This window comes from Ruegeria sp. AG6, assembly GCF_056541565.1.
This window is the reverse complement of the sequence record NZ_JBQFYQ010000002.1, coordinates 68,756-80,084: the sequence shown is the minus strand read 5'-3', so window position 1 is coordinate 80,084 and position 11,329 is coordinate 68,756. Positions and strand designations below refer to the sequence as shown.

Genomic DNA, 11,329 nt, shown 5'->3' with positions numbered 1-11,329 from the left:
CCACAAAGTTACTTGAGAAAAATACGCCAAGGAGTATCTTTTCAGTGACTAAAACTCATGAGTTCCATGCCCCGGATCAACTCACTGCCATCTCTGGCCCTAATGCGCAGTTTCGAAGCCGCCGCGCGCCATGAAAGCTATACCATGGCGGCCGAAGAGCTTGGCGTGACGCAAAGCGCGATCAGCCGTCAGGTCCGAGAGCTTGAGGCCGCGATTGGCGTTACGTTGTTTCGGCGGGTTGGACGCGCAGTGCGCCTTTCCAAAGCGGGGCGGGCCTTGCGGGACGAGCTGGCAGGTGATCTTGAACGTCTCAGTGGCACGATCAGCCGTGCGATTGCAGCCGGAGACGGTGCGTCGCTTTTGACATTGGCCGTCCTGCCCACCTTTGCGACACGGTGGCTGGTGCCGCGCCTGCCGGATTTCAAAACGCGCCATCCCGGAATCGAACTGGATCTGCACTCTTACACGACGCCTTTCAGCCTTGAAGAACGACGTATGGATCTGGCCATCCATTTCGGGCAGGAGGATTGGCCGGGCGCGCAATTGCGCAGGTTGTTCCCCGAGCATCTGGTGGTCACGGCAGCACCCGCGCTGCTGAGACGTCACAGGCTGGACACCCGTGCGCAAACCTTTGAACTGCCGCTTTTGCATCTGACCTCGCGCCCCGAGCTGTGGTCTACCTATCACTCTCAACTCGGGCTGGATCCGGGGGCGGTTTTTCCGGGGATGCGGTTTGACCAGTTCTCGATGCTGATCGAGGCCGCCGTCGTCGGTTTGGGTGCCGCCATTCTGCCCTCGTATTTGATTGAAGAAGAGCTGGCGTCCGGCGTTCTGACCGAAATCGGCCAGATCGCCAACACGTCGAACAGCGCCTATTACATCGCGACGCCAACAGGTCAGAAGAACGACGCCGTTCAAGTTTTTGCAAACTGGATCAGCAAGCAGACGCGGGCACGCGCGTAACTGGTCAAATACAGAAGATCGAATTCATCGCCCACAGGCACATCTCAGGCGAAAATCTGTTTGAGCCAGGTTTCAAACATCTGTTTGGCAGCAGAGTTCGCGTTCGATCCCTGGCCATCGACAAGGAAATGGCTTTGTTCGATTGGAATGGCGTCCCCGACTATCGCGATGGACCTTCCGGCCTTGATTGCGGTTCTGGCAAAGCGCTCAAGGATTACCGCGTAACCTCCACCTTCCGCCACGATGTCCACGGCGGCAATTGTCGTGTCCACGGTGAAGCAAGACGCCGCAGGAGAATACTCTGTGCCGAAAGCGGAAAAATACCGGTGCCACATGTCCTGAAATCCCAAAATCTGTATCTGGGGTTTGACCAGCAGTTGTTCCGTCGAAGGCCATTTCCGATCTCGTGATCCGGCTGCAACCGGAACGATACGTTCGTCCGAGATCTTGCTGAACGGCCCGTCGTTCCATTCCCCGTTTCCCAAACGCAGCTCGACATCGACGTTTTCCCTGCCCGCGGATTCTGCCCAGATATTTGAAACCAACCTGATCGATACACCCGGGTGTGCGCGTGAAAACTCAGGCAATCTGCCGGCAAGGAACAAGCTGGCCGTGGAAATCGGCACACGCACGACCAGCTCATGCTTGTGGCTGGAGCCAAACAGGCTTGCGGTTGACAGGTCGATATCGCCCAAGGCGCGCCGAACTGAAAACGCATACGCCTGCCCGACCTCTGTCAGGCTGAGGTTGCGCGCGGCACGAAAGAACAAAGGGCAGCCCAGCTGTGCTTCCAATGAGCGGACGTGCAGGCTCAAGGCCGTCTGGGTGATGCCAAGCTCTTCTGCCGCAGCAGTAAAGCTCATATGCCGTGCGGCACAGTCAAAAGACCGCAGCCAGACCAGATTGGGCGATTTTGACATTTCCAGCACCAAAAAATTTTATGGATACCGGGGATATTTATTCGTTTTACACGCTGCATTCAACGCCCGTAGATTTCATCAGGGAGAAACAGCGCTGGTCCTCTGATTGGCTACCGGAAAGGGAACGCAGGTATGAAAGTTGGATTTATCGGCCTTGGAAATGTCGGCGGGAAACTCAGCGGCAGTTTGCTGCGCAATGGCGTTGATCTGACCGTACATGATCTGAACTCTGACCTGGTGTCAGGTTTCGTCGACCGCGGGGCAAAGGCCGCCGAGAATCCGGCACAACTGATGCGGGATTGTGATGCGGTGATCACCTGCCTGCCTTCTCCGGCGGCTTCGGACGCTGTGATGCAGGACATGCTGCCCGAAGTGACCGAGGGCAAAATCTGGATGGAGATGTCCACCACGGATGAAGCTGAGGTCAAGCGTCTAGGTGCGATGGTGAAGGAACGCGGTGGCGCTGCCGTCGATTGTCCGGTCTCGGGCGGGTGTCATCGGGCGGATACCGGCAACATTTCGATTTTTGCCGGATGTGATCGCGCCACGTTCGAACGTATTCTGCCCTTTCTGACCACGATGGGGCGTCGCATCCTTCATACCGGTGAACTGGGATCTGCTTCGGTACTGAAAGTGCTGACCAACTATCTGGCCACTGCAAACCTGATCACCTGTTCAGAGGCGCTTGTGGTCGCCAAGGCCGCCGGAATGGATTTGAATACGGCGTATGAGGCAATGAAGATCAGTTCGGGAACATCCTTCGTGCATGAAACCGAAAGTCAGGTCATCCTAAACGGATCTCGTGATATCTCGTTCACGATGGACCTGGTGTTGAAGGATATCGGCCTGTTTCAGGAGGTGGCGGATCGCGCCGGGGTGCCGCTGGAGATCAATCCGCTGATGATCGAGATTTTCAAGGACGGGATCGAGAAATATGGCCCTCGTGAGTTTTCCCCCAACATCATCCGCCGGCTCGAAGACAAAACCGGGCTGGATATCCGCGCGCCGGGGTTCCCATCGGAAATGCTGGACGATGAACCCGAAGAGCCCGGTTACGAAGTGATCCCGCAAGGATCTGACCTGAAGGCCGCCGAATAGGGCGGTGCGCGGCGGGCAGGAAACGGATCTATGTCATGGCGGATCATCAATCTTGTGCCGATACGTTCGCCGACATGGGCGGATCCTGCATCACGCCTGAAGCAAATCGGCTGAAACGTCTGGCCGTTTTTCGTGCCCCCAAGAAACCAGATCGGCGGGGCAGGTCGCGCAATGTGCACGATAACCGCCGCCCGTTCCTCGAATAGGTCACATCATGTATCGCCGGCCGTCCCGCAAATATCCTTACGAGCCGCCTCCGGCTTGGTCCTGAAAAAGGTGACTTTATTCAGGAAAGGACAATCACGTGACGATTCAAGACGCGAACCCTCAGGACACCACCAACGCACCGCCCGAGCCCGGCCCCATGAGCCGCGAATGGCATTGGCACCCGGACTTGCCGGTGAAATACGCCCCGTACTGGAACTGGCCGCCGAAAATCGGCGTCCTGGCGAAATGGGTTTGGCAGAACTGGCTTCAGTTCTCGGACCGCTCGATCTTTCTGGCCTTGGCCTTCCTTGTGGCCTTCTTGGTACAACCCGTAGATGCCGGGCAGGCTTCGTTTGCCCCGGGCTGGATGTCATGGGTGTTCATTCGGAACTGGGTGCTGCTGTTGATCGTCGCCGGTGGTCTGCACATGTGGTTCTACGGGGTTGACGGGCAGGGAAAGCTGCTGAAATACGACCCGCGGCCTTACATGAAGCGCAAGAATGCTTTGTATAAGTTCGGCTATCAGACCTGGGACAACATCTACCATTCGATGGTCTTTGGCGCGACGTTCCTGTCGATGCTGGAGTGTTTTCTGCGCTGGATGTACGCCAACAATTATATCGCCACGCTCAGCTTCACGGCGCATCCGGTCTGGTTCGTGCTGCTGTTTCCGATCCTGGCGATCTGGCAGAGCTTTCATTTCTACGTCGTGCATCTGTTTCTGCACCAGCCTTTCATCTACAGACATGTTCACGCCGTACATCACCGCAACGTCAACACCGGCCCATGGTCGGGCATGTCGATGCATCCGGTCGAGGCCTTGGGGTATCTCAGTGCCATCCTGATCGTGCTGGTACTGCCCAGCAACCCGGTGCACATGATCTTTCTGGGGTATTGGCTGATGTTGGGCGCCGCCTCGTCTCATTCCGGGTACGAGGCCATCTGGGCGCGAGACCGTCAGGCGTTGTTGATCGGGGCGTTTTTCCACCAGTTGCATCACCGGTATTACGAATGCAATTACGGCAACGCAGAAATGCCCTGGGACAAGTGGTTCGGAACCTATCATGATGGCTCGGACGAGGCCACGAAACGGACTCGCAACCGCAAACGTGACATGCATTTCAAATAGAGCGGCACGCAACGCGGGCCGCGCGCAGCTGGCGCTGCCTCGGCCGATCATTTATCTTGCCCGATAACGCTTGACTGAACCGATCCCGTTGCCGAAATCCTGGCCCTGTACGAAACCGGGCGCGCGGGGCCGGATGGCAATTCCCTCGGGCCTGATTATACTGCCCAAATGAAAGATACCGCTCCAGATTGGTTTGAAACCTGTGTCAGCCGGCTGACCACGACAAGCACCCAGCGTGTGTGGTCTGTTCTGGTCACGATTTTCGGCGATCTGGCGCAGGATGGATCAGATCAGATCAGTGGATCACTCATCACGGCGCTTACGCGTCTGGCGGGGATCAGGGCCGAGGCCACGCGTGTTGCCCTGCATCGGTTGCGCAAGGAAGGCTGGATTGAAAGCACGCGGGTTGGTCGGAACAGTGTGCACAGGCTGACCAGCTTTGGCCGCCGTCAAAGCGTTGCAGCCGCACCGCGTATCTATTCCCGCGACCCGAACATGCCGGATATCTGGCATGTCCTCATCGCCAGCAACTCGGAAAGTTCCCGAAAGGAATTGTCGGACCTGATGCTGACGGGGGATTACTTCTCGCTGAATGCGTCCACGGCCATGGCGCCCGGGCCGATGCCGGATGATCTTGAAGAGCTTCTGGGTTTCGAGAGCGACACGATGTCCGTCCCGAACTGGCTTCGCGACCTGTGCGGGCCGGAGCCATTGAAAACCGCCTATGATCAATTCTGGGATGCCATTCAGGTTGTTGAGCGGCTTTTGCCCGCAGAGGGGGCGGGCGACCCGATGCGGTCGGCGGTTCTGCGCGTACTGGTGGTGCATGCCTGGCGACGTATCGTTCTGCGCCACCCAAGCCTGCCACCGGTTTTCCTGCCGGACGACTGGAAAGGCGCCGCATGCAGAGAAGCTGTCTCGCACTTGTTGGACAGGCTACCGCGCCCCTCGCTATCGAGCTTGGAAGCCGAGCTGATGGACTGACCCACAGCGGGGCAAAGTTCGGGTGAGCTGCCGGATGTCCTGCCATTGTTAAGAAGGGCTGCGTCGTCTTTTTTGCAGTCAAGAAAACCTCTTTGGTCAGTAGTCACATTTAATGTTACAAGATGTACGGCACATAAGAAGATTGAGTAACATAAGACTTGCATCGAATCAGGGGAAGATTTATTAACCGACCAGACGGTAGATATTGTTCCATGGGAACAGGAGTACTCTAAGATGGACGCTTTCATTTGTGACGCGACGCGCACTCCGATCGGGCGCTACGGAGGAGCGCTTTCGACGGTCCGCACAGATGATCTGGCTGCTTTGCCGTTGGCGGCATTGAAGGCGCGCAACCCTCAGGTCGACTGGGCCAGTGTTGACGACGTGATCTATGGCGATGCCAATCAGGCGGGCGAGAGCAACCGAAACGTTGCGCGTATGGCGGCGCTGTTGGCGGGTTTGCCGATTGAAGTGCCGGGAACGACGGTGAACCGTCTGTGTGCCAGTGGCATGGATGCCGTGGGAATGGCGGCGCGCGGCATCAAGGCGGGCGACTATGATTTGGCCATTGCGGGTGGCGTGGAGAGCATGTCCCGTGCGCCGTTCGTGATGCCCAAGGCAAGTTCGGCGTTCACCCGCAGCAACGCGGTGTACGATACCACGATCGGATGGCGTTTCGTGAACCCGAAGATGAAGCAGGCATACGGCGTCGATTCCATGCCGCAAACGGCCGACAATGTCGCCGAAGATTATGGTATCAGCCGGGAAGACCAGGATGCCTTTGCCGCGCGCAGCCAGTCCCGCTGGGCCGCCGCGCATGCGGCTGGGGTGTTCAAGGACGAAATCACCCCGGTTTCGGTTCCCCAGCGCAAGGGTGATCCGATTGTCGTTGATACGGACGAGCACCCGCGCCCGGGAACTACGGCAGAAAAACTCGCGGGTCTGAAAGGTGTGAACGGGCCCGACAAAACCGTGACGGCGGGAAATGCGTCCGGTGTGAATGATGGCGCGGCGGCGATCCTGATGGCGAATGAGGCCGCAGCAGCCAAGAACGGCCTGACCCCGATGGCCCGTGTGGTTGGCATGTCGGTTGCGGGTGTTGCACCACGTGTGATGGGCATCGGCCCGGTGCCGGCCAGCCGCAAGGTGTTGGCCCGCGCAGGACTGAGCGTGGATCAGATGGACGTGATCGAACTGAACGAGGCGTTTGCGTCACAGGGCCTTGCCACCTTGCGCGAGCTGGGTCTTCCCGACGACGCGCCCCACGTGAACCCCAACGGTGGCGCAATAGCGCTGGGCCATCCCCTTGGCATGAGCGGTGCGCGTCTTGTGCTGACCGCGGCCTATCAATTGAAACGTACCGGCGGGCGCTATGCCCTGTGCACCATGTGTGTGGGTGTCGGGCAGGGTGCGGCCCTTATACTTGAACGCGTGTAACGGAGGAGACGGGACATGTATGCTCAGATGGTAGAATCCGAAGCGTCGAATGAAGATCCGGACAAGCTTGCTGAATTCCAGGCGCGGATCGACGCGGACATCAAGATCGAGCCAAAGGACTGGATGCCGCACGGGTATCGCAAGACGCTGATCCGTCAGATTGGACAGCACGCTCATTCCGAGATTGTGGGCCAATTGCCGGAAGGCAACTGGATCACGCGCGCGCCGACGCTGGAGCGGAAGGCGATCCTTCTCGCCAAGGTGCAGGACGAGGCCGGGCACGGTCTTTACCTGTATTGTGCCGCCGAAACGTTGGGTGTCAGCCGCGATGAACTGACCGAGATGCTGCTGGATGGCCGCATGAAATATTCGTCGATTTTCAATTACCCGACCTTGAACTGGGCCGATATCGGTGCCGTCGGGTGGCTGGTTGACGGGGCGGCGATCATGAACCAGGTGCCGCTGCAAAGAACGTCCTACGGGCCGTATTCGCGAGCTATGATCCGCATCTGCAAGGAAGAGAGCTTTCACCAGCGTCAGGGTTACGATGCCATTCGCAAGATGGCCGAAGGTACGCCCGAGCAACGCAAGATGGCGCAGGATGCGATGAACCGCTTCTGGTACCCGTCACTGATGATGTTCGGTCCGTCCGACAAGGACTCGGTGCATTCGGCCCAGTCGATGGCGTGGAAGATCAAGATCAACACCAATGACGAGCTGCGCCAGAAATTCGTCGACCAGACCGTGCCGCAGGCTGAATATCTGGGTCTAACAATCCCTGATCCGGATCTGAAGTGGAACGAAGAGCGGGGGCATTACGACTTTACGGAACCCGACTGGTCGGAATTCTTTGACGTGATCAAGGGCAACGGCCCGTGCAACGTGGATCGGCTGGCCGCGCGCAACAAGGCATGGGACGACGGCAAGTGGGTCCGTGACGGGCTGTTGGCCCACGCCCGCAAGAAACAGGCCGGCAATCTGGCTGCTGAATAAGCTTACCCTGAGGAGGATACCCGATGAATACCGAATGGCCCCTGTGGGAAATCTTCATCCGCGGTCAGCATGGGATGAGCCACCGACATGTCGGTTCGCTACATGCCCCTGACGCGGAAATGGCAATCAAGAACGCGCGCGATGTTTACACCCGCCGTAACGAAGGCGTCTCGATCTGGGTGGTCGAAGCCAACAACATCTCGGCTTCGTCGCCCAGCGACAAAGGCCCGCTGTACGAACCAAGCCAAAGCAAAGTGTACCGCCACCCGACTTTCTTCGACATTCCCGATGAAGTGGGGGCAATGTGATGACCCGGGACGAGGCATTTCTGCAATTCCTGCTGCGGATTGGGGACAACACCCTGATCCTCGGCCATCGTGTCAGTGAGTGGTGCGGCCATGCGCCGGTTCTGGAAGAAGACATAGCGCTGGCCAACACCGCGCTGGACCTGATTGGTCAGACCCAGATGTGGCTGGGCCTTGCCGGAGAGGCCGATGGTGGCAAAAGCGCCGACGATCTGGCCTTCCTGCGCGACGCCTGGGATTTCCGCAACGTGTTGCTGGTCGAGGTGCCGAACGGCGATTTCGGCCGTACGCTGATGCGTCAATTCCTGTTCGATGCGTGGCACTCGATCATGCTGGGGCGGCTGATGGCTTCCTCGGACGAGCGGGTCGCGGCAATCGCCGCCAAGGCCAGCAAGGAAGTGACCTACCATCTGGAACGTTCGGGCGACACGGTTGTCGGGCTTGGCGACGGAACCGAGGAAAGTCATGCACGGATGCAGGACGCACTGGATTACCTGTGGCCCTATGTGGGCGAGATGTTTGCCAGCGACGAGGTGGACGCCCAGATGGTCGCCGCAGGGATCGCGCCGAACCCGGCGGATTTGCGAGAGGAATACGACGCTCTGGTTGAGCGGGTCCTCAATCAGGCGACGCTGACCATTCCGGAAAGCCGTTTTGCCCATAAAGGCGGCCGCAACGGGCGCATGCATACCGAACATCTGGGCCATCTGCTGACGCAGATGCAATGGCTGCAACGCGCCTATCCCGGAGCAAAGTGGTAAAAGCGGATGCGGGTCTCGACTGACCAGATATGGAGCTGGCTGGATGCCGTGCCCGATCCCGAAATCCCGGTGATTTCCGTCGTGGATTTGGGCATTGTGCGCGATGTGCGCTGGGACGCTGATACGCTGGTCGTAACCGTCACGCCAACGTATTCCGGTTGCCCGGCGACATCCATCATCAGTATGGATATCGAAACCGCCTTGCGCGATCACGGCATCGGGGATCTGCGCATAGAAACCAGCATTTCACCCGCCTGGACCACCGATTGGCTCAGCGAAAAAGGCCGCGCCAAGCTGGAAGATTATGGAATTGCGCCGCCGCAACCCGCGGGCGGCCCGGATCGCTGCCCCCATTGCGGCAGTAAAGCAGTCGAAAAGGTCAGCCAGTTCGGCTCGACCCCGTGCAAGGCCCATTGGCGCTGCGCGGACTGTCTGGAACCCTTTGACTATTTCAAGTGCATCTGAGGAGGAGCACCGGATGGCACGTTTTCACGACTTGAAAGTCACCGACATCCACAAAACCATCCGCGATGCGGTTGTCGTTACGCTTGAACCTGTTAACGGCGCAGCGGAACAGTTCGACTTCGCCGCCGGCCAGTACCTGACGTTCCGGCGCGAATTCGACGGTGAAGAACTGCGCCGCTCCTACTCCATCTGTGCCGGCAAGGATGACGGTGTTCTTCAGGTTGGCATAAAACGCGTCGAGGGTGGCGCGTTCTCAAGCTGGGCAAATGAAGAGCTCAACATAGGTGACGTCGTGCAGGCAATGCCGCCCATGGGCAATTTTCACGTGCCCATCGATGCGGATGCGGAAAAACAATACGTTGGCTTCGCCGGCGGATCGGGGATCACGCCTGTTTTGTCGATCCTCAAAACCACGTTGGCACGCGAACCCAAATCCCGATTTACGCTGATCTATGCCAACAAGGGCATCAACACGATCATGTTCCGCGAGGAACTGGAGGATCTGAAAAACCTCTATATGGGCCGGCTGAACGTCATCCACATTCTGGAAACCGACGCGCAGGAGATTGATCTGTTCACCGGTCTGGTGACGCAGGAAAAATGCCGCGAGCTGTTCAAGCACTGGATCGATGTCAAGAATGCAGACACCGCATTCATCTGCGGACCAGAGCCGATGATGCTGGGTATTGCCGCCGCTCTGCGGGAACACGGTCTTGAGGACAGCCAGATCAAGTTCGAACTCTTCGCCAGCGCCCAGCCGGGTCGGGCCAGACGCAGGGCAGACGCGGCCGACGCAGGCACGCAGGCAAACCAGACCAGTGCTTCGATCACACTGGACGGCGCGACGCAGACCGTCACCTTGCCGAAGGATCAGTCCATTCTGGATGCCGCCCTGGAAAATGCCATGGACGCACCTTACGCCTGCAAGGCCGGGGTCTGTTCAACCTGCCGCTGCCGTGTTCTTGAGGGCGAAGTCGAGATGCTCGCCAACCACGCGCTGGAAGATTACGAGGTCGAAAAAGGTTACGTGCTGAGTTGTCAGGCTTACCCGGTGACCGACCGCGTGGTCGTGGACTACGACCAGTAAAGGGAGAGGATCAATGACCGACGCCATGACACTTGACAGCTATCTGGCCGCAGGCGGAGTGCTGACCAATCCGACCAACGTACCCCCGCGTTACCGCGCCGAGCTGATGAAACTGATGGCTACGTTTGTGGACAGCGAACTCGCAGGTGCCGCAGGCTTTGCTGATGTCATCAACCAGGGCCCCGGCATAAAGGAACGCATCGCGGCGGCGAAGATCGTGCTGGAAAAGACGGACCATGCGGACCGGGTTCTGAAAATCATGGGTGAGTTCGGCGCCGACACGGATCGTTATGCCACGCATCACCCGTGGACTGCCCGGTTGGATCGAAAAGCGGATATCGGCGCAACCCGCAGCGAACATGACATGCGGCTTGCGGTGTTCAATTATCCGATTTCCGGTTGGACTGATGCCGTCGTCATGAACCTGCTGATGAGCCGTGCCGTGGCTGAGCAACTGGCCGAGTTCTCGACCGTCTCTTACCAGCCACTGGCCGAGGCTTTCCGGCAGATCGCACCGATCGAGGCACATCACGGCGAACTGGCGTTGGAAGGCGCCGTGAAGCTGGTTGAAAACGGAGAGTCGCAAGACATGCAAGACGCAGTGGACTATTGGTGGCCACGCGTAGCGGTGTCTTTCGGGAAGGATGACCCGAAACGATTTGAGCATCTGAGATCACTTGGCCTGCGCCACAGCACCAACGCTGCCCTACGGGAACGGTGGACGCGGGCCGCGGAGGCAGCCCTGAAAAGGTTGGGTTTGAAATCACCTTCCTGAAAGAACTTCTCAAGGCGCGAGACCAATCAGTTTCCGAGGCGATCCGACAAGCACGTTGGTGATTGCGACGTGTTCCTGAAGGTTTGTTTGGTTGCAACACGCTTGGTCGGAGAGGCGGCAGTGCCCGGTTTCCTTGGCACCGCCGTAGAGTATGAAGAGGTTGCCGTTTTTTTCGGTCGCCGAGTTGATCCGCCCCGTCTCCTGA

Annotated in this window: 12 protein-coding genes; 11 read left to right on the top strand and 1 reads right to left on the bottom strand. The window is 58.5% G+C overall.

From position 1 onward, the window contains the following. The first annotated feature begins 57 nt into the window (after positions 1 to 57). Positions 58 to 963: a LysR family transcriptional regulator gene (locus tag ACR0I0_RS07600; protein ID WP_245223519.1), complete on the top strand. Its 906-nt coding sequence runs from the start codon at positions 58 to 60 to the stop codon at positions 961 to 963. Between the two features lie 44 nt (positions 964 to 1,007). Here ACR0I0_RS07600 and ACR0I0_RS07595 read toward each other — a convergent pair whose 3' ends face one another. Continuing rightward, positions 1,008 to 1,883 carry a LysR family transcriptional regulator gene (locus tag ACR0I0_RS07595; protein WP_480490824.1) on the bottom strand — a complete coding sequence of 292 codons (876 nt, stop codon included), beginning with the start codon at positions 1,881 to 1,883 and terminating at the stop codon, positions 1,008 to 1,010. Between the two features lie 132 nt (positions 1,884 to 2,015). Here ACR0I0_RS07595 and ACR0I0_RS07590 point away from each other — a divergent pair, with 132 nt between their 5' ends. The 10 genes from ACR0I0_RS07590 (at position 2,016) to ACR0I0_RS07545 (ending at position 11,124) form a co-directional block, all read left to right on the top strand. Then, entirely contained in the window at positions 2,016 to 2,981 is a 966-nt protein-coding gene (locus ACR0I0_RS07590; RefSeq protein WP_171637095.1) for an NAD(P)-dependent oxidoreductase, read from the top strand. A gap of 304 nt (positions 2,982 to 3,285) precedes the next feature. Beyond that, entirely contained in the window at positions 3,286 to 4,317 is a 1,032-nt protein-coding gene (locus ACR0I0_RS07585; protein ID WP_480488465.1) for a sterol desaturase family protein, read from the top strand. A gap of 168 nt (positions 4,318 to 4,485) precedes the next feature. Beyond that, the gene (locus ACR0I0_RS07580; RefSeq protein WP_171232340.1) at positions 4,486 to 5,301 is read left to right on the top strand and encodes a PaaX family transcriptional regulator C-terminal domain-containing protein; all 816 of its coding nucleotides are present in this window, start codon (positions 4,486 to 4,488) and stop codon (positions 5,299 to 5,301) included. 234 nt (positions 5,302 to 5,535) lie between these two features. Next, positions 5,536 to 6,738 carry a 3-oxoadipyl-CoA thiolase gene (pcaF, locus tag ACR0I0_RS07575; protein WP_480490823.1) on the top strand — a complete coding sequence of 401 codons (1,203 nt, stop codon included), beginning with the start codon at positions 5,536 to 5,538 and terminating at the stop codon, positions 6,736 to 6,738. Between the two features lie 15 nt (positions 6,739 to 6,753). Then, positions 6,754 to 7,731 (top strand): 1,2-phenylacetyl-CoA epoxidase subunit PaaA, encoded by a 978-nt coding sequence (paaA, locus tag ACR0I0_RS07570; protein WP_171118422.1) that lies wholly within the window; start codon positions 6,754 to 6,756, stop codon positions 7,729 to 7,731. Between the two features lie 23 nt (positions 7,732 to 7,754). Beyond that, on the top strand, positions 7,755 to 8,039 hold the full coding sequence (gene paaB, locus ACR0I0_RS07565; protein ID WP_171118424.1) for a 1,2-phenylacetyl-CoA epoxidase subunit PaaB: 285 nt from the start codon (positions 7,755 to 7,757) through the stop codon (positions 8,037 to 8,039). Further along, positions 8,039 to 8,797 carry a 1,2-phenylacetyl-CoA epoxidase subunit PaaC gene (gene paaC, locus ACR0I0_RS07560; protein ID WP_480490821.1) on the top strand — a complete coding sequence of 253 codons (759 nt, stop codon included), beginning with the start codon at positions 8,039 to 8,041 and terminating at the stop codon, positions 8,795 to 8,797. Before paaB ends, paaC begins: the two co-directional genes overlap by 1 nt. Before the next feature lie 6 nt (positions 8,798 to 8,803). Next, positions 8,804 to 9,262, top strand: a complete 459-nt coding sequence (gene paaD, locus ACR0I0_RS07555) for a 1,2-phenylacetyl-CoA epoxidase subunit PaaD (protein WP_171118426.1) — start codon at positions 8,804 to 8,806, stop codon at positions 9,260 to 9,262. 13 nt (positions 9,263 to 9,275) lie between these two features. Next, on the top strand, positions 9,276 to 10,349 hold the full coding sequence (gene paaE, locus ACR0I0_RS07550; RefSeq protein ID WP_480490819.1) for a 1,2-phenylacetyl-CoA epoxidase subunit PaaE: 1,074 nt from the start codon (positions 9,276 to 9,278) through the stop codon (positions 10,347 to 10,349). 13 nt (positions 10,350 to 10,362) lie between these two features. Continuing rightward, complete coding sequence (locus ACR0I0_RS07545; protein WP_480488456.1) at positions 10,363 to 11,124, top strand: Phenylacetic acid catabolic protein; 762 nt, start codon at positions 10,363 to 10,365, stop codon at positions 11,122 to 11,124. Positions 11,125 to 11,329 lie beyond the last annotated feature (205 nt).